This is a genomic window from Streptomyces sp. NPDC039462 (assembly GCF_055639375.1).
On the sequence record NZ_JBVKAO010000003.1, the window covers coordinates 680162 to 697098 of the forward strand.

Annotated in this window: 15 protein-coding genes and 1 pseudogene; 7 read left to right on the plus strand and 9 right to left on the minus strand. The window is 71.9% G+C overall.

Going from position 1 to position 16937, the window contains the following annotated elements:
• The first annotated feature begins 218 nt into the window (after nt 1-218).
• Both ACZ7LU_RS20220 and ACZ7LU_RS20225 read left to right on the plus strand, forming a co-directional pair.
• Nucleotides 219-1235 carry a hypothetical protein gene (locus ACZ7LU_RS20220; RefSeq protein ID WP_471917485.1) on the plus strand — a complete coding sequence of 339 codons (1017 nt, stop codon included), beginning with the start codon at nt 219-221 and terminating at the stop codon, nt 1233-1235.
• Nucleotides 1236-1566: 331 nt separating this feature from the next.
• Nucleotides 1567-2115, plus strand: a complete 549-nt coding sequence (locus tag ACZ7LU_RS20225) for a YciI family protein (protein WP_471917486.1) — start codon at nt 1567-1569, stop codon at nt 2113-2115.
• A gap of 72 nt (nt 2116-2187) precedes the next feature.
• Here ACZ7LU_RS20225 and ACZ7LU_RS20230 read toward each other — a convergent pair whose 3' ends face one another.
• The 3 genes from ACZ7LU_RS20230 to ACZ7LU_RS20240 all read right to left on the minus strand — a co-directional run bounded on the left by ACZ7LU_RS20230 (nt 2188) and on the right by ACZ7LU_RS20240 (nt 4253).
• Nucleotides 2188-2865, minus strand: a complete 678-nt coding sequence (locus ACZ7LU_RS20230) for a hypothetical protein (RefSeq protein ID WP_471917487.1) — start codon at nt 2863-2865, stop codon at nt 2188-2190.
• 91 nt (nt 2866-2956) lie between these two features.
• A complete protein-coding gene (locus tag ACZ7LU_RS20235) occupies nt 2957-3403 on the minus strand; it encodes an Lrp/AsnC family transcriptional regulator (protein ID WP_398306793.1) in 447 nt (148 codons plus the stop codon).
• A 109-nt stretch (nt 3404-3512) separates the two neighbouring features.
• Nucleotides 3513-4253, minus strand: a complete 741-nt coding sequence (locus ACZ7LU_RS20240; RefSeq protein ID WP_471917488.1) for a S1 family peptidase — start codon at nt 4251-4253, stop codon at nt 3513-3515.
• A 454-nt stretch (nt 4254-4707) separates the two neighbouring features.
• Between ACZ7LU_RS20240 and ACZ7LU_RS20245 the strand changes: the two genes are divergently transcribed.
• Together ACZ7LU_RS20245 and ACZ7LU_RS20250 are read left to right on the plus strand one after the other, a co-directional pair.
• Nucleotides 4708-5226, plus strand: coding sequence for a rhodanese-like domain-containing protein (locus ACZ7LU_RS20245; RefSeq protein WP_468314574.1), 519 nt, complete (start codon nt 4708-4710; stop codon nt 5224-5226).
• Nucleotides 5227-5320: 94 nt separating this feature from the next.
• The gene (locus tag ACZ7LU_RS20250; protein ID WP_471917489.1) at nt 5321-6166 is read left to right on the plus strand and encodes an SDR family oxidoreductase; all 846 of its coding nucleotides are present in this window, start codon (nt 5321-5323) and stop codon (nt 6164-6166) included.
• Here the strand turns inward: ACZ7LU_RS20250 and ACZ7LU_RS20255 are convergent.
• Genes ACZ7LU_RS20255 through ACZ7LU_RS20265 form a run of 3 tightly spaced genes read right to left on the minus strand, consistent with a single transcriptional unit; the run spans nt 6135 to nt 9321 of the window.
• On the minus strand, nt 6135-7070 hold the full coding sequence (locus tag ACZ7LU_RS20255; protein ID WP_471917490.1) for an ATP-grasp domain-containing protein: 936 nt from the start codon (nt 7068-7070) through the stop codon (nt 6135-6137). The genes ACZ7LU_RS20250 and ACZ7LU_RS20255 overlap by 32 nt on opposite strands.
• Nucleotides 7067-8785 carry a DUF885 domain-containing protein gene (locus ACZ7LU_RS20260; RefSeq protein WP_470980114.1) on the minus strand — a complete coding sequence of 573 codons (1719 nt, stop codon included), beginning with the start codon at nt 8783-8785 and terminating at the stop codon, nt 7067-7069. Before ACZ7LU_RS20260 ends, ACZ7LU_RS20255 begins: the two co-directional genes overlap by 4 nt.
• 32 nt (nt 8786-8817) lie before the next feature.
• Entirely contained in the window at nt 8818-9321 is a 504-nt protein-coding gene (locus ACZ7LU_RS20265) for an Lrp/AsnC family transcriptional regulator (protein ID WP_398306781.1), read from the minus strand.
• 60 nt (nt 9322-9381) lie between these two features.
• On the opposite strand from ACZ7LU_RS20265, the gene ACZ7LU_RS20270 reads away from it, so the two are divergent.
• Nucleotides 9382-10671 carry a trans-sulfuration enzyme family protein gene (locus ACZ7LU_RS20270; RefSeq protein ID WP_471917491.1) on the plus strand — a complete coding sequence of 430 codons (1290 nt, stop codon included), beginning with the start codon at nt 9382-9384 and terminating at the stop codon, nt 10669-10671.
• Here ACZ7LU_RS20270 and ACZ7LU_RS20275 read toward each other — a convergent pair.
• Both ACZ7LU_RS20275 and ACZ7LU_RS20280 read right to left on the minus strand, forming a co-directional pair.
• Nucleotides 10604-12043, minus strand: coding sequence for a GNAT family N-acetyltransferase (locus ACZ7LU_RS20275; RefSeq protein ID WP_471917492.1), 1440 nt, complete (start codon nt 12041-12043; stop codon nt 10604-10606). The two genes, ACZ7LU_RS20270 and ACZ7LU_RS20275, sit on opposite strands and share 68 nt — an antisense overlap.
• Before the next feature lie 127 nt (nt 12044-12170).
• Nucleotides 12171-13751, minus strand: a complete 1581-nt coding sequence (locus ACZ7LU_RS20280) for an alkaline phosphatase D family protein (RefSeq protein WP_471917493.1) — start codon at nt 13749-13751, stop codon at nt 12171-12173.
• Nucleotides 13752-14036: 285 nt separating this feature from the next.
• Here ACZ7LU_RS20280 and ACZ7LU_RS20285 point away from each other — a divergent pair, with 285 nt between their 5' ends.
• On the plus strand, nt 14037-14447 hold the full coding sequence (locus ACZ7LU_RS20285; protein WP_468558473.1) for a VOC family protein: 411 nt from the start codon (nt 14037-14039) through the stop codon (nt 14445-14447).
• On the opposite strand, the gene pdxR is transcribed toward ACZ7LU_RS20285, so the two are convergent.
• Nucleotides 14405-15958: a MocR-like pyridoxine biosynthesis transcription factor PdxR gene (gene pdxR / locus ACZ7LU_RS20290; protein WP_471917770.1), complete on the minus strand. Its 1554-nt coding sequence runs from the start codon at nt 15956-15958 to the stop codon at nt 14405-14407. The genes ACZ7LU_RS20285 and pdxR overlap by 43 nt on opposite strands.
• Before the next feature lie 143 nt (nt 15959-16101).
• On the opposite strand from pdxR, the pseudogene ACZ7LU_RS20295 reads away from it, so the two are divergent.
• Nucleotides 16102-16890: pseudogene (locus ACZ7LU_RS20295) on the plus strand (EamA family transporter); the annotation flags it as partial.
• Between the last annotated feature and the right edge of the window lie 47 nt (nt 16891-16937).

A 16937-nucleotide genomic window follows, 5' to 3' on the forward strand; every position in this document is an offset into this window, starting at 1 on the left:
CGACTCTGCACCCCAAGGCGACTACTCGCTATTCGGACCTCCGGGGCGGGGCCCGATGGAGCCGGCCGCCCCGCTACAGGGCATCCGGTGCGCGGCAGGTTGCGGTCATGGTGGCCCGTGTCGGTTCGTGCATGGGTGGGCTCAATCCGGCGGAGTGCGAACAGGTACCATCCCCGCCCCGGAGCCATGAGGCAACCGTTGCGACGCCAAGGACCATCATGACGCGCACCACCCCGCCGCGACCGGTGGACGTCGAGGCACAGTTCCCCGAACTGTCCAGCCACCGACGAATGTGTACGCGGCTCCACCCGCGCCCCGGAACGCCGAAACCGACCGACAGTTCAGTCGGTGGTCCTTTCCTGTGGCCTGCACACGAGCCCTGGCCGACCTGTCAGGAGCCTCATGCGCGAGACAGAGGGCGACGCGTCGAAGACGTACATCAGGAGCGTCACATCCTGCGGGAGGCATGGCGGCGTCATCCCGAGACGGGGCCCTCTACGGAGGACCTGGCCGCACTGTCGGTGCTGGAGCAGGAGCATCGCGTCCCGGGCCTCGGTGAGACCGACCCGATTCCCCTCCTCCCGCTGGCCCAGCTGTTCGCCAAGGACGTCCCGGGCCTCATGCCCCCCGACGGCTGTGACCTCCTCCAGGTGCTGTGGTGCCCATTCGACGCGCACGGCACCCCACGAGCCCCGGGCGTCCACCTGCGGTGGCGGAACTCGGCCGAGTGCGGTGAGGTCCTCGAAACGTCTCCGACCCCCGAAGTCGTCGGCAGCGAGGGGTACGTGCCCGAGCCCTGCACGGTGGACCCCGAGCAGGTGCTGGAGCACGAATATCAAGAACTCCTCGGCGAGAACCTGCAATATCGAATTGAACAATGGGAAGAAGAACTCGAAGAAGAAGCTGAGGAATCCGGCGAGGAGGAGTTCCTCACCTACCATCATGACCTCTCCATTGCGCCAGGATGGAAGGTCGGAGGCTATGCCTCATGGGGAGTGACCGGACCATTCGAAGAAGTCTGTTCTTGCGGCGCACCCACGCGACTCTTGTTGACCATCGCCAGTCACGAGTGGGATGGAGGTGCGCGCAGCTGGATCCCTCTGGAAGACCGTGATCTCATTGCTGTAGCGGGCGCGAACATCCCTACGCATGTGACCGTGGGCCGAGGCGGTTCCTTGAACGTCTTCGTGTGTTCTGAAGACGCAACCCACGGCCACAAACTCAGTTTGCAATGACGGTCGACCGTATCGGGTGCAATGACCGTACCGTCCAGGGTGAGGAGGCCTCGGCCGCGTCCTTGATCGGGTCATCGACCACCGCCAGGTGGGCGCCCTTGCCGGTGAGGCCTCCGCCGACACCGGCCATGACCGCGCCGCCCTCGGTGCCGGTGAGGTCGAAGCGGTTGGCGGCCGACGAGCTGGGCCGCAGGCTGATGGGAGGTCGAGAACCGCCGCTTCGTCAGCCCTTCCCACCCTCGTCACCAGCGGGGCGGGATCTGAGCGTGGAGGAGAACGACCTTCGCAGGAAACCCCTGGACCTGGCAGCCCCGCGAAGAGATCCTTTGGCATGGAGTTTCTCTGCTACCACCGTGACCGGTCCGGCTCCCTGCCACTGCGTGACGAGCTGTTGGAAGAGCACTGGTCCTATATGGACGGGTACGCGAAGGAGATGATCGCCCGGGGGCCGACCTTCGCCGACGACGGTGAGACGCCCACCGGCAGTCTGCACATCGTCGACCTGCCCGATCCCGCCGCTGCCCGTGCGTTCGCCTTCGACGAGCCGAACCACCAGGCGGGCGTCTACCGGGACGTGCTGCTGCGACGGTGGCGCAACGTGCTGGGGCGCACCATGTGGGACTTTCCCGGCGGCCGGACCGGCGGCAACCAGTATCTGGTGCTCGGCCTCGGGGCGGGCCAGGCGGCCGATGTCGCCGTGCCGCCCGACCAGGACGAGCTGATCGCCTACGGGCCGTTGCTGTCCGACAGCGGAGCCGACTGGCTGGGTACGGCGGCTTTGGTCAGGGCGCCGGACCCGGACGCGGCACGGAACGTCCTGACCCCGGACCGGTACGCCGACATCGAGGTCCACAACTGGCAGTCCGGTGGAAGGTCGTGAGGGACCGGAGGCGTTGAGGTCGGCCGCACCGCCGCCGCGCCCGGCGAACGGGGCTCGATGTGAGGCGTCCCCTCAGCCGCACACGATGCGCTCTATCTCCTTGAGCTGGGCGGCGTTGACACGCCCCCTCTCCAGCGAGCAGAGCCAGCGGAGCAGTTCAGGTGCGGCGTACACCTCGTCGTAGAAGCCGAGCTGCAGGTCGGCGATGTCGTCCTCGATGAGCCAGGTGTCGAGTGCGTCCGCGAGGTGCCGGTCGGACGCCTCGGTGCGGGTCGCCGCCCACTCGGTCAGCCAGGGGGTCAGGGTGCCTGTGGTGACCGCGAGCACTTCCAGTACGTCGCGGATGCTCGTGGTGCCGGGGTGGCTGTGCAGGGCCGAGCGCCACCAGGCGTGCCAGACCTCCTCCAGCGCCGCTCGCTCGGGCGCCGGCCAGTCCCGCCAGCCCGCGGCGAGGAAGCGGGAGGCCACCATGTTGGGGAGGAGTCGGCCCTCGGTGAGCGCACGCACGATGCGCGGTGTCAGTCTGCGGTACAGGCCGGGGAAGTCGTCCCAGTGGTTCGTCGCCTCGTGGGCGACGTACGGGATCAGATCCTCCGGCACCAGGTCCACCGGCCCGGCGACGGCTTCGAGATCGGACTCGGCGTAGCAGTAGGTGCAGCCGCTCACGGGGAACGGCAGGTCGGCGAGCGGGGCGAAGGCGATGTCCAGGGCGTCGAGGGCGTTCTGGAGGCGCTGATGCGGGTCGGTCATGGGGTGCCTGACTGGACTCCGTCCGGCCGGGCCGGAGAAGAGAGTGACGTTACCACTCTCTCCTCCGGGGGGGGCAGCCGCCCAGTAGTCGTCAGCGGCCCAGTGGTCTACGGGGCAGAGGGGAGGAGTAGACGACGCTCGTCGTCACCGAGCCGAGTGAGCCGATCCTGCCCGACACCTCTTCCAGGTGCTGCATCGACCGGGCGGCGACCTTGATGACGAAGCAGTCGTCGCCCGTGACGTGGTGCGCCTCCAGGATCTCCGGGGTCACCTCGACCAGGTCGTGGAACGGCTTGTAGTTTCCGTTCGGGTAGCGGAGCCGCACGAACGCGAGGATCGGCAGGCCGAGGCGGTCCGGGTCGACCACCGCCGCGTACCCCTGGATCACCCCCGCCTCCTCCAGGCGCCGCACGCGTTCGGTCACGGCGCTCGCGGACATCGAGACGGCGCGCGCCAACTCGGCGTAGCTGGCGCGGCCCTCCCGCTGGAGGACGTCGAGTATGCGCCAGTCGGTGGCGTCCGTGGAATATCCGGTCATCCCCGAGAGGTAACAGGGAAATCCCCGGCCGTTCAAGAGGCGGCCGGGGATTGTTTGCACCCGAGTGCAGGTGGCAGTGCGGGTTTCAGCGTGTGTTGCAGTGTGGGTGTCAGACGCCCGCGATGCTTTGGATCCAGGAGCGGTACGCCGTCACGTTCGTGTACGCGGTCGTGGTCTGGCGGTCACTGGTGGAGGCCACGCCGACCTGTACGCCGTTGGCCATCATCGGGCCGCCCGAGTCGCCGCCCGCGGTGATGCCGTCGCCGCGCCGGGCACAGATGGCCTGGCCCTGGTAGGCGTCACGGCAGGCGCCGGTCACCACGACGTTGGCGACCTTCAGGAGCCGGGACTGGCAGTTGATCTCCGAGCCGCACTGGGAGGTCGCTCCCCAGCCGTACACCTGCACGGTCTGGCCCACCGACACGGAGCCCGGGCTGCCGAGGCGTGCGTAGGTGCCCGCGACGGAGCGGTCCAGCTGGACCAGGGACAGGTCCGAGGACGGGTGGTTCCTGATGCTGATGCCATTGGCCGTGGTGCCGCCGGACGTCTGGTCGAGGCTGCCGATGCGGAAGGAGAGGCCGCCGCCGCTGACGCAGTGCTTCGCGGTGAGGATCCAGGTCGGGGCGATGATCGTGGCGCTGCAGGTCTGCCGGCCGTTGGAGAAGAGCCTGGCGGCCCAGGGCGCGTTGCTGGCGTATCCGCCGCCGATGATCGGCTGGGGTCCGTTGCTGCGGGCCGTCACGGCGGGGGCGTCCGCGCGGGCCGCGGTCTGGGCCGCTGCCGTGGGGGCGAGCCCCAGAACGGCGAGGGCGGTGGCCGCGAGTGCGGGGACGAGTCTGGATATACGCATGTTCGTCTCCATCGTGTGGGGGTGAAGCGTCCTGGATGAGGACTAGGCCGCATACGTATGCAGCCCAAGGGCACGCTCGGAAGGCGGGTTCTTCTGTCGCGTGCATGCCATGTGCGGCAGGGGTGAATCTGGCAGAGGAGTTGTGCGTGGCGCAAGAGGCGGGCGGGGCTTCCTGTGTGGCGCCGCCGTTCGGACTGCTCGGCGGCGCCCTGGTGCTGTGGGTGGCCTTGCGACCCACTGCATGATCAAACCGATTCCTGGTCCGGACCATTCCGGTGGAAGGGGCGCGCCCCTGACAACGCCCTTTCGCGACAACCCTGTTGGCCTCGCCTGCGCGGCCGATACGGGAAAGCCGTGCGATACGCGCCATGTGCTGGGGATTCGACGGTGTCACCGGCGGAACGCCGGGATTCAGCGCTTCAGCCTTCCGGTCGCCGCCCGTAGATTTTTTGCCATGAACAAGACGGACATCATGAGCAACACGAACGCCACGGAAGCCGGGAACCCGGGTGCTAACCGGGTCCTGAGCGTGCCTCCCGCCTCACCGGCGGCAGCCGCCGCGTACTTCGGCGCCAGCCTCGCCTTCCACGCCGACGTCTCCGACGTGGCCTCCACCCTCGCCGCCGGCGGTGACCCGGGCTTCGTGGTGATCGACACCCGCTCCACCGCCTCCTGGGACCAGGGGCACGTCCCCGGCGCCATCCACCTCCCGACCGCTCTCATCCCCGAGCAGGCGGAGGTGCTCCTCGACAAGTCGGTGCCGGTCGTCACCTACTGCTGGGGGCCCGGCTGCAACGGCGCGACCCGCGCGGCCCTCTCCCTCGCCCAACTCGGCTTCCACGTCAAGGAGATGCTGGGCGGCTTCGAGTACTGGGTGCGCGAGGGCTTCGAGTATGAGACGTGGGAAGGCCGCGAGCGGCACGTTCCCGACGCGCTCACCGCGCCGGTCGACGCCGACGACTGCGGCTGCTGACCAGCCACGTCCGACCGCCCACGCGCCCAATGCGCGCGGGAGGCGCGAAAAATCCGGGTGCGCGTGCGGGCCCGGGAGTCCAGCATGGTCTGTCATGCCTCACCTGCCGCAGCCCTCACCCGCAGAACTCCGCCGTGACCCGCTGCCGTTGCGCGGACGCACCGCGCTCGTCACCGGGGCCAGCCGACGCGGCGGCATCGGATACGCCGTCGCCCGGCGGCTTGCCGCGTACGGCGCAGGGGTCTATCTGCACCACCACGTCCCGCACGACGCGGCGATGCCCTGGGGCGCCGACAGCCCGGAGGCCGTCGTCGCCGGGGTGCGCGAAGCACTCGGCGACCCGGACGCACCGGTCCACGCGGGACCGGGCGACCTGACGGAGACCGACGCCCCGGCGCGCCTGGTCGCCACGGCCGCCGAGGCGCTCGGCGGCCGGATCGACATCCTCGTCGCCAACCACGCGCTGAGCGGCAGCGACGGAACGCTCGACGCGATCGACGCGGCGATGCTCGACGCGCACTGGGCGGTCGACACCCGCTCCGTGATCCTCCTCGTCCAGGCGTACGCCCGGCTGCGTGCGCGGTTGCCTGACCGTACCCCCGGCGGGCGTGTCGTGATGATGACGTCGGGGCAGGACATCGCGGGCGGCATGCCGGACGAGATCGCGTACAGCCTGCAGAAGGGCGCGCTGGCGTCCGCGACCCGCACGCTCTCCACCGCGCTCGCCGACCTCGCCATCACCGTGAACTCCGTCAACCCCGGCCCTGTGGACACGGGTTACCTCACCGGCGAGGCGTACGACGCGGTCGCCGCATGCTTCCCGGCAGGGCGGTGGGGGATGCCGGACGACCCGGCCCGGCTCATCGCGTGGCTCGCCACGGACGAGGCCGAGTGGATCACCGGGCAGGTCATCGACTCGGAGGGCGGCTGTCGGCACTGACGTCGTCGGCCCGTCCCGCTGGGACGCCTGCCAGGCCGGCGTACAGCGTGGTGGTGGCCGTGGCGGCGTCGCCGGCTCCCCGCGGCAACCCGCTGACCTGCCCGTCGCCCACCTCCACGACCCGCCACCGCCCGTCCGTGTGCAGCGCGAGGTCCGTCGTCACGAACCGGCAGCCGAGCGCCGCCACCGCCCCGCGCACGGCGCCGAGTTCGGGAGCCGGGGCCCGGTCCGGGGTGTCCGGATGTGCGGTCACGAGCAGCGCTTCTCCGTCCAGCCACCACACGCGGGCCTCACCTCCCGCGACGAAGGGCTCATAGGCGCGTACCACCAACCCGCCCGCGAGAGTCTCCTCCTGGAGCGCGAAGAACCGGCCGACCACCGCGGACAGCTGCGCGGTGTCCGCCAGTTCGGGTACGAAGCACGCCTCGTCCCACTCGTGCTTGCGGGACTTCACGTAGTCCTTGACGACCCCCGGGCCGGGGCCGAGCGGCGCCACGAGTTCCGTGAGCCGCTCGGCCGAGGGTGGCTCACCCGGAGCCGCCGCGCACCAGACGCTGCGCGGCGTGAGCGAGGCCCGCTCGAACGTGGCGTACCAGCCGGGCAGTTCGTGGGCGCGGCCGTACGCGCCGGACCCTGTGAGCAGGACGCAGCCGCGCGCCGCGAGAGCCCGCTCCAGCTCTCCGTAGCGCGCGACCGGCACCATCCACCCCCGGTACCAGTACGGCCCCGACCCGCGCGGCACCCGTCCGACGGCGCCGGCCGCGTCACCGGCCAGCAGCGCGTCGTGGTCGACGAGGGCGACCTCGGCGCCGGTCGCGCGCGCGGCCGTGACCTCCGGTGCGAACTCGGGGTCGGGCCGCGCGGCGCGGAGCGGATCGGACGGGAAGAGGAACCCGGTGCTCACAGCTCGGACAATTCGGCCACCAGGTCGTCGAGGCCCAGCGAGCCCTGCGACAGCGCGGCCATGTGCCATGCCTTGGCGTCGAACGCGTCGCCGTGCCGACGCCGCGCGTTCTCCCGGCCGAGCAGCCAGGCGCGCTCCCCCAGCTTGTAGCCGATGGCCTGGCCCGGGATGGTGAGGTAGCGGGTCATCTCGCTCGTCACGTAATCCGTGGGGCGGCTGCAGTGCGCGTCGTAGAACTCCTGGGCGAGGTCGGGTGTCCAGCGCTCACCGGGACGGAACGGCGAATCCGCCGGAATCTCCAGCTCCAGGTGCATGCCGATGTCGACGATGACCCGTAGCGCCCGCATCATCTGGGCGTCCAGATAGCCGAGCCTGCGCTCCGGGTCGGTGAGGAAGCCCAGCTCGTCCATGAGCCGCTCCGCGTACAGCGCCCAGCCCTCGGCGTTGGCGCTGACGATGCCGACGGTCGCCTGGTAGCGGGAGAGGTTCTCCGCGACGTGCGCCCACTGGGCGAGCTGGAGGTGGTGGCCGGGCACGCCCTCGTGGTACCAGGTGGACACGAGGTCGTAGACCGGGAAGCGGGTCTCGCCCATCGTGGGCAGCCAGGTGCGGCCGGGGCGTGAGAAGTCCTCGGACGGGCCCGTGTAGTAGGGCGCGGCGGCGCCGCCGGGCGGGGCGATGTGGGACTCCACCTTCCGCACCCGCTCGGCCAGTTCGAAGTGCGTGCCGTCCAGGGCGTCGATGGCCTCGTCCATCAGCTCCTGCAGCCAGACCCGCACCTCCTCCACGCCTTCGATGTGCGCCCCGTGCTCGTCCAGGTGGGCGAGCGCCACCCACGGAGTGGCCGCGCCGGGCAGGATTTTCTCGGCCTCGGTCCTCATCTCGGCGAGCAGCCGGTGGAACTCCGACCAGCCGTACGCGTATGCCTCGTCGAGGTCCAGATCGGTGCCGTTGCACTCGCGGGACAGTCGGGCGTAGCGCTCGCGGCCCACGATGTCGGGGGAGCCCTGGATCGCGGGTGCGTAGACGTCCCGCATCCAGTCGCGCAGCGCCACCACGGACTCGGTGGCGCCCAGCGCCGCGGCGTCCAGGTCGGCGCGCAGCTTGTCGGGACCCGCGGACGCGAAGTCCTCGAACCAGCCGCGCCCGCTCGTGCCGCCACCGGCCTTACCCGCCCACTCGGTGAGCTGCCCGATGAAGGTGTCGGTGGGGCGCGGCGCCCCGTACAGCTTGCGTTCCAGGCCGAGTTCGAGCGACGCGCGATAACCCTCCAGAGCGGCCGGTACGGCACGCAGCCGCTCGGCGATCGCCGCCCAGTCCTCCTCCGTGTCCATGGGGGACACGGTGAAGATCTCCCGAACCTGGTGCGGCATCGTGTGCAGGTTGCCGACGGCGCGCAGCCCTTCCTCGGCCTCGTGCACGGCCAACTGCGCGGTCAGCCGCTCCCGCAGCAGCCGGCCGCAGCGGCGCTCGACGTCGCTGTCCGCGCCGGGCCGCGCCTCGGCCTCGGCCAGCCGTGCCAGGGTCGTGCGTGCCAGCCGCGCCAGCGCCTCCTGGCCCTCGGGGGAGGTGTCGGGGAGCTTGCTGTTGCTCTCCTTCACGCCGAGGTAGGTGCCCGTGATGGGGTCGAGGGCGATGAGCTCGTCGACGTACGCGTCGGCGACGGCGCGGGGCAGGGGTCCGGTGTTCGGATGCGGGTTCTTCGTGGCTGACATGCGGACATCCTCGTACGGGGGACGGGTGCGCGTCACCATGATTCGCCCGGTGGATCCTGCGGGACGTCGGGCGGCAGGAGCGGACCGCACGACCACTGCTGGAAGATCAACCGGGTCTCCACGCGCGCGACTTCGCGCCGCGCGGTGAACTCGTCGAGGACGAGCCGCTGCAGATCCGCAGGCCCGGCCACCGCCACGTGCACCAGGAAGTCCTCGGGCCCCGTGAGGTGGAACAGCGACAGGGACTCGGGCAGCGCCCGCACGCGCTCCACGAAGGGGCCCACGAGATCCCGGCGGTGCGGCCGCACCTGCACGGAGAGCAGCGCCTCGACCCCGCGGCCGAGCTTCGCGGGGTCGAGGCGCAGCTGATGTCCGAGAATCACCCCCGACCGCCGCAGCCGCGTCACCCGGTCGAGACAGGTGGACGGCGCGACGCCGACCTGCGCGGCGAGGTCACGGTAGGTGGTCCGGGCGTCGTTCTGCAGCAGACGCAGGATGTGGAGGTCCACCGGGTCCAGTGCGACGGAATCGGCCATCGGCCGAACGTAGCACGGGACATGGGCCGGAAGCCCCGGTCGCTGTTCAGCCTGTGCCGCATGGAAGCGAACACCGGGACAGCACTGAACAAGCGCTCCGCCGACCCGACGTCACCACCACGTGCCCTGGCCACCGAGGCCGTGCACGCGGGGCGGGACGACCTGGCCGACATGGGTCTGCACGCCCCGCCGATCGACCTCTCCACGACCTACCCCTCCCGCGACAGCCGGGCGGAGGCCGCCCGCATCGACGCCTTCGCCGCCGAGGGTGTCGTCGACGACGGACCGCCGGTCTATGCGCGGCTCGGCAACCCCACCGTCGCCCGCTTCGAGACCGCCCTCGCCCGGCTCGAAGGCACCGAGAGCGCGGTCGCGTTCGCGAGCGGCATGGCGGCCCTGACCGCGGTGCTTCTGGTACGGGGATCCGCGCGGCTGCGCCACGTCGTGGCCGTCCGGCCCCTGTACGGGTGCAGCGACCACCTGCTCACCGCGGGCCTGGTCGGCACGGAGGTGACCTGGGTGGACCCGGAGGGCATCGCCGACGCCATCCGGCCCGACACCGGCCTGGTGATGGTCGAGTCGCCCGCCAACCCCACCCTCGCCGAACTCGACCTGGCCGAGGTCGCCCGCGCGTGCGGCACGGTGCCGCTGCTCGCTGACAACACCTTCGCCACACCGGTGCTCCAGCGGCCCGCCGAGAGCGGCGCCCGGCTCGTGCTGCACAGCGCCACGAAGTACCTGGGCGGGCACGGCGACGTCCTCGGGGGAGTGGTCGCGTGCGACGAGGAGCTCGCGCGCGGGCTGCGCCAGGTGCGGTTCGCCACGGGCGGGGTGCTGCACCCCCTCGCCGGTTACCTGCTGTTGCGCGGCCTGGCGACCCTCCCGGTCCGGGTGCGGGCCGCTTCGGCGAACGCGGCGGAACTGGCGCGCCGCCTCGCCGCCGACCCGCGCGTGGACCGCGTCCACTATCCGCGTCTCGGCGGCGCCATGGTCGCCTTCGAGGTGCGCGGCGACCCGCACGGGGTGATCGCCGGAGTACGGCTGATCACCCCGGCGGTCAGCCTCGGCAGCGTCGACTCGCTCATCCAGCACCCCGCGTCCATCAGCCACCGCGTGGTGGACGCCGCGGACCGGCGCTCGGCCGGCGTGAGCGACCGGCTGCTGCGGATGTCGTGCGGCCTGGAGGACGTCGAGGACCTGTGGCGCGACCTGGACCGGGCGCTCGGCCCCGTCCCGGTCACCATCCCCGGGCCGGTGGCCACCGACACGGACTCCGAGAGCCTCAGGGGCGCTGCGCGTGGTCGTACGGCAGCCGCGAGCCGACCTGCGTGGCGTCGAGACGGGCCGTGATCACGAGGGTGCCCTCCTCGATCTGGTAGTCGAGCGGCAGGCCGAGCCCCCGCATCGCCGCCACCATGCCGGTGTTGGAGGCTCGCGTCACCGCGTACACGCTCTCGCAGCCCGCCTCGACCGCCATCGTCACCAGGCGGCCGAGCAGCTGGCTGCCGATGCCCCGGCGCTGCCAGTCGTCCTCGACGAGCAGCGCCACCTCGGTCTCATCGCCGTCCCAGAGGAGGTGGCCGATGCCGACGATCCGCCCGGACGCGGTCCGCACCGCGAGCGTGCGGCCGAAGCGGGGGCTGAGGAGGTGGTTCAGATAGCGGTCGGCGTCGTGCACCGGGCCGTGGTAGCGCATGTCGAGGGTGCGCCGTGAGCAGCGCTCGTGCATGGCCTTGGCGGCCTCGATGTCCGTGGTGTCGGCCCGCTGGACGGTGATGGAGTTGCCCTCCGGGAGGGTCAGGACGTCCTGGCTCCGGGGGATGCGCGGGCCGAGCCGCGTGTCGAGCTCCACGAGGGCCCGGGCGCGGGCGAACTCCGTGGGCGTGAACGGGAGATAGGGCCGCTCGACGGTGATGACCTCGCCGTCGGGGCCCTTCAGACGCAGTACGGTCCCTTCGAGCACGCCGTCGACCGGGGTCCCGTCCGACGGCGTGACCTCGTCCTGGCGGGGCTTCGGCCGCGACGCGGCGGGCAGCGAGCGGATGGTGCAGCGGCCCAGGAGATGCCGCAGCGCCAGGGGCAGTTCGGCCGCGTCGAGCGCGGTGCGGGTGGCGAGACCGAGGATCCGGGTGGGCGCGTCCACCAGGTCGTGGGCGTCGGCGCGCTCGATCCAGGTGCCCGCGCCGCCCGCCCCGGCGATCGACCGCGTGATGTCGGCGCCGGACAGCTCGGCGGGGGCACGCAGCAGGAACTCGTCGACGGTGCCCTCGGCCAGCGGGTGGGCCTGCAGGCTGAGGATGTCGATGCGGCGGCCGGCGAGGGCCACGCACAGCGAGGCCAGCGAGCCCGGCTCGTCCCGCACGGTCGTACGCATGCGCCACAGGGTGGTGTCGCCCGGCTGGGCCGGCTCCGCGGGTGGGCCCGAGATGGCGGTCGTGGTGTGCCCGGCCTGCTCCGCGTCCGCGGGCGGCCGGGCGACGGTATCGTGCGCCGGCGGCGGCGCGTGGTTGTGCCGTCGCGCCCACCAGATGTGGAAGCCGGCCGTGGCGAGCAGCACCACGGCCGACACGAGCAGCAGGGCGGGCCCGTCGGGGCCGTGCCCCACCATGTTCGCCACGGCGTCGGCCACCGCGACGGCGGTGAACAGGGCCGCCAGCTCGACCACGTCGCGCCGCCAGTGATGGACGGGGCGGCCGTGCTTGGTCCGTGTCACGTCAGACATGTCAGCTCTCATACGTTCACTGTGCTGGACCGGTGTTTCGTGATCACGAACGCTCTGTGACTGATGGGTAAAGAGGCCATCTGCCCCTTTTGGCGGCGATTCGGCCGGGATCAGTCCGGCACGCGGGCTACTGCCCCACCCGACCCGGCTGCAGAACCTGGCTGAACAGCACGCCGCCGCCCTCCTGCCGCAGCCGCACCGTCAACTCACCGCTGCCGCCGTCGATGTCGACCTCGCCGAAGTACTGCGGGGTCTCGGCCGGCGAGGTGTTGGCCCGGCTCGGAGCCTTGAGGAACTTCTGCTCGGGACCGAACGTCGCGTCGAGCTTCGTCGCGGGGAAACCGCCCGCGGCGAGCGGCCCGGACACGAACTCCCAGAACGGCGCGAAGTCCTTGAACGCCGCACGCGACGGGTCGTAGTGCTGCGCGGAGGTGTAGTGCACGTCGGCGGTCAGCCACAGGGTTCCCGTGATCCCGCGGTGCTTGATGTGCCGCAGCAGATCGGCGATCTGCAGCTCGCGGCCCAGCGGCGCGCCGGGGTCGCCCTGCGCCACGGCCTCGAAGTTCGTCCTGCCGTCGGGCACGACGATGCCCAGCGGCATGTCGGAGGCGATCACCTTCCACACGGCCCGGGAGCGGGACAGCTCACGCTTGAGCCAGGCCAACTGGCGGGCGCCGAGGATTCCGGTGGCGTCGTCGGGCTGTCTGTTGGGGGAGTTGGCGTTGCGGTAGGTGCGCATGTCGAGCACGAACACGTCCAGGAGCGGGCCGTGCCGCTGCACCCGGTACACCCGGCCGTCCTCGTCGCCCGGCGGCAGGGTCGACAGGGGGAAGTACTCGCTGAAGGCCCGCCGGGAGCGGCCCGCGAGGACGTCCACGTTCTTCTCCGTGTACCGGGGGTCGTCCAGGATCTGCCCCGGGTACCAGTTGTTGCGCACCTCGTGGTCGTCCCACTGGATGATGGACGGCACCTGGGCGTTGAACCGTCTGACGTTCTCGTCGAGCAGGTTGTAGCGGAAGGCGCCGCGGAACTCCGCCAGGGACTCGGCGACCTTGGACTTCTCCTCCGTCGTGATGTTCCGCCACACGGTGCCGTCGGGCAGCGTGACGCTCGGCGGGATGGGGTTGTCGGCGTAGATGTTGTCGCCGCTGCACAGGAAGAAGTCGGGGTTCCGCCTGCGCATCTCCTCGAAGACGCGGAAGCCGCCCCGGTCGGGGTTGATGCCCCAGCCCTGCCCCGCAATGTCGCCCGACCAGAGGAAGCGCACGTCCTCCTTGCGGCTCCTGGGCGCCGTGCGGAACGTTCCCTGGACGGGCTTGCCCGCGCGCCGCGGGTCGTCGGGGTCGGTGAGCAGCACCCGGTAGTGGATCTGCTCGCCCGCGGGCAGGCCGCGCAGCGGCGTCGTCCCCGTGAAGTCCGTGTCCGGGCCGAGCAGCGGTCCGTGCCACCGGCGGGGGTTGCGGAACGACTCGGTGGCCGACGTCTCCACGATCATCCGCGCCGGACGGTCGGAGCGGACCCACACGAGCCCCGAGTGCGCGCTCACGTCTCCGGCCTGCACGCCCCACGCGGCCTTCGGGCGTGCCGAGAGCGCGAGCGAGGGAGCCGCCCCGGCCAGTGCGGGCACGGCGAGCGCCGCCGGTACGGCGAGCGAACCGCGCAGCACGCTGCGGCGGCGGGGGGACGGGCTCGGCTGACGTTGCGACATGAATGCGCCTCCAGTTGACGGGTGCGACCAGTGTGCGGGAGCCCGGCCGGTACCGCGCCACAGCGTCCACGCGAAGCACAAGTGAACAACTCCCCACGGGCGGAGGGGAACCGCCGCGCGGAGTCGGCCCGAACCGGGGCGAGGCGGGCGTCGGCCTAGGGCTGCGGTCGTACGCGGCGGGGACGGACGGCCGGGGACGTACGACCGATGGCCGCAAGATCCACGACTGCCTACGCTCGGCATCGGAGCACGTCACCGGGCGTGCCGCAGCGAAGGGGGAGTCCCGTGCCGGTCAACGGTCAGAGCCACATCCGCATCGCCCGTCCGTCCCGCGACCTGGCGGCCGCGGAGCGCTTCTGGGTGGACGGCCTGGGGCTGAGTGTGGTGTACCGGGCGGAGGGCGGCGGCGCCCCCGGCGAGCACGACCTGCTCATGGTGGGGTGGCCCGACGCGTCCTGGCATCTCGAACTCGTCCACGAGGCGGCCGCGCCCGTCCGGCCGAGCCCCACCGAGGAGGACCTGCTTGTCGTGTACGTCGACGGGGAGGTGCCCGACGAGCTGGTGGCGAGCCTTGAGGAGCAGGGCGGAAAGCGGGTCCTGTCCCCCAACCCCTACTGGAACGAGTGGGGCGTCACCGTCGAGGACCCGGACGGCTACCGCTTGGTGCTCTGCACGCGCGCGTGGTCCAACTCCTGAGCTCCCTCGGCCTTCTGTACCGCTTCCGCCAGCAGGCGCACGCCGTCGGCGATCCGGGCAGGTGAAAGGTGCGCGTAGCCGAGGACCAGGTCAACGCCTTCGACGGCGGTGCCTTCTGGGGCTTTGTTGCCGGTGGGGCCTTCGAGGACTCCGTCGGCGGGGGCGGTCGGCATGGTGTAGTCGCTCAGGGGCCGGACCGCGACACCGGCCGCCGCCGCCCGCGCCAGGAAGGCGCCCTGCGGCCCCCAGCGGCCCGGCAGCCGGGCGATGACGTGCAGACCGGCGGAGATGCCGGTGACCCGCACGCCGGGGAAGTGCTCGGCCAAGGCGGCCACCAAGGTGTCCCTGCGCTCCCGGTAGGCGCGCTGGCAGCGACGCAACTGCCGGTCGTAGTCGCCCCGTTCGACGAACCGGGCGAGCAGCTCCTGGTCGAGGGCCGGGTTGCCCAGGTCCATCACCCGCTTGCGCTCGACGACCTCGGCGGCGAGCCCGTCCGGCACCAGCAGCCAGCCGAGCCGCAGCCCCGGAGCGAGCGATTTGCTGACCGACCCGGTGTACGCGACGTGCTCGGGGTCGAGCCCCTGGAGGGCGCCCACCGGGGCGCGGTCGTAACGGAAGTCCCCGTCGTAGTCGTCCTCGACGATCAGCCCGTCGACGGACCGTGCCCACTCCAGGAGTTCGGCGCGGCGCCCGGCCGAGTAGCCGATGCCCGAGGGGAACTGGTGGGCGGGCGTGGTGACGACCGCGCGTACGCCCCGCTCCCGCAGCGCCGCGGGGTCCGCGCCCTCGTCGTCCACCGGTATGCCCACCGGCGTGATGCCCGCCGCGGCGAGCAGCGTGGCGTGCTCGGGGCTGCCGGGGTCCTCGACGCCGATCGCCGTGTGCCCCCGCGCGCGGAGCGCCAGCGCCAGCAGCGTCATGGCCTGGGCCACTCCGGAGCAGACGATGACGCGCTCCGGATCCGCGACCGCACCACGGCGCCGGACCAGGAGGTCCGCGAGGACCCTGCGCAGCCTTGGCAGGCCGCGTGGATCCGGGTAGCCCAGCATGTGGTGCGGCAGTTCGGCGAGCACCTGGCGGTGGGCGGCGGACCACGCGGAGCGGGGGAAGAGGGACAAATCCGGGACACCGGGCAGGAAGTCCACGCGCGCGTGGCCGTCCCGGGGCGCGAGGTCACGGACCGCGGGCACGGCGGCCCGCGCCGCGTCGCCCACCCACGTCCCCGCCCCGCGCCCGCTGCGCAGATAGCCCTCCGCCGTCAGCTGCTCGTACGTCTCCGTGATCAGGCCACGGGAGACGCCGAGGTCGGCGGCGAGCTCGCGGCTGGAGGGCAGCCGGGTCCCCGCCGTGAGCCGCCCCGACCTGACGGCCTCCCGAAGGGCCGCCGCCAGGCTACGGCCACGGCTGCGCGCGGGGGCGGACGCGGCGGGCAGCAGTAGCTCCCAGGCGGCGCTCCACCCTGCGCGGTCGTCGTCGGCACTGTGTGCTGTCTCGGGGGTCTTTGGCGTCAGCGCGATGCACCTCTCCTGAAGAGCTGTCTACGAAGGTGGCCCACGGGGGAAGACGGTCCACGGGGGCGGCCGCGAAAGTGGTCCCCTAAGCGGCCGCAGAAGTGGACCTTAAAGGGGACCGCCCCGCTTCCTAGCGTCGGGGCATGAACGCGAACTCCTCACGCGGGGCGCTCCTCGCGGCCCTCGCCTGCCTCCTCGTCGGCGGCTCCTTCACCGCCAACAGCCTGCTGGGCGACTACCCGTACGCGGGCGGCCAGTTCCTGCGGTACGGCCTGGCCTTTCTCCTCCTGCTGCCCTGGCTCGGCAAGGGCGGCACCGCCGCGCTGCGCCGGCTGCCGCGTCCCCTGTGGGGGCGTCTCGCGCTGCTCGCGGCCGTGGGGATGGTCGGCTTCAACCTGGCGATCCTCGCTGCGGAACGGTCGGCGGAACCTGCCGTACCGGGTGTCTTCGTAGGATGCGCCCCTGTTGTCGTCGCCCTCCTGATGCCGCTCCTGGAACGGCGAACGCCCCAGCGGGTGGTCCTGCACGGCGCGCTGCTCGTCGCCGCCGGGGCGTTCACCGTGCAGGGCTGGGGCCGCACGGACGCGACGGGCCTCCTGTTCTCGGTGGGCGCGCTCCTGGGGGAGGTCGGTTTCGCGGTGCTCGCCGTCCCCGTGCTGCGGCCCCTCGGGCCCCGGCTCCTTGCGGCCACGGTGTGTGCCGTAGCCGCCGTCGAATCGGCTGTGCTGGGGCTCGTCGTCGACGGCGGCGGCTTCGTGCGGTGGCCGGACCGCACCGAAGGCGCGGCCCTGTTGTGGCAGGCGGTCGTCGTGACCGTCGTCGGTTTCGTGCTCTGGTACTCCGGAGTCCAGCGCATCGGCGCCGAGCGGGCCACGCTCTTCTCCGGTCTCATCCCCGTCGCGGCGGCCTGCACCGCCCCGCTGGTCGGCACCGGCGCGTACGGGGCGTCCCAGGCCGTCGGCAGCGTGCTCGTCGGCGC

Coding starts and splice junctions, on each gene's coding strand:
- ACZ7LU_RS20275 (WP_471917492.1), bottom strand. CDS start 12,043: ATGTCTGACGTGACACGGACCAAGCACGGCCGCCCCGTCCATCACTGG.
- ACZ7LU_RS20225 (WP_471917486.1), top strand. CDS start 1,567: ATGGAGTTTCTCTGCTACCACCGTGACCGGTCCGGCTCCCTGCCACTG.
- ACZ7LU_RS20240 (WP_471917488.1), bottom strand. CDS start 4,253: ATGCGTATATCCAGACTCGTCCCCGCACTCGCGGCCACCGCCCTCGCC.
- ACZ7LU_RS20235 (WP_398306793.1), bottom strand. CDS start 3,403: ATGACCGGATATTCCACGGACGCCACCGACTGGCGCATACTCGACGTC.
- ACZ7LU_RS20260 (WP_470980114.1), bottom strand. CDS start 8,785: ATGTCAGCCACGAAGAACCCGCATCCGAACACCGGACCCCTGCCCCGC.
- ACZ7LU_RS20265 (WP_398306781.1), bottom strand. CDS start 9,321: ATGGCCGATTCCGTCGCACTGGACCCGGTGGACCTCCACATCCTGCGT.
- ACZ7LU_RS20270 (WP_471917491.1), top strand. CDS start 9,382: ATGGAAGCGAACACCGGGACAGCACTGAACAAGCGCTCCGCCGACCCG.
- ACZ7LU_RS20245 (WP_468314574.1), top strand. CDS start 4,708: ATGAACAAGACGGACATCATGAGCAACACGAACGCCACGGAAGCCGGG.
- ACZ7LU_RS20220 (WP_471917485.1), top strand. CDS start 219: ATGACGCGCACCACCCCGCCGCGACCGGTGGACGTCGAGGCACAGTTC.
- ACZ7LU_RS20250 (WP_471917489.1), top strand. CDS start 5,321: ATGCCTCACCTGCCGCAGCCCTCACCCGCAGAACTCCGCCGTGACCCG.
- ACZ7LU_RS20280 (WP_471917493.1), bottom strand. CDS start 13,751: ATGTCGCAACGTCAGCCGAGCCCGTCCCCCCGCCGCCGCAGCGTGCTG.
- ACZ7LU_RS20230 (WP_471917487.1), bottom strand. CDS start 2,865: ATGACCGACCCGCATCAGCGCCTCCAGAACGCCCTCGACGCCCTGGAC.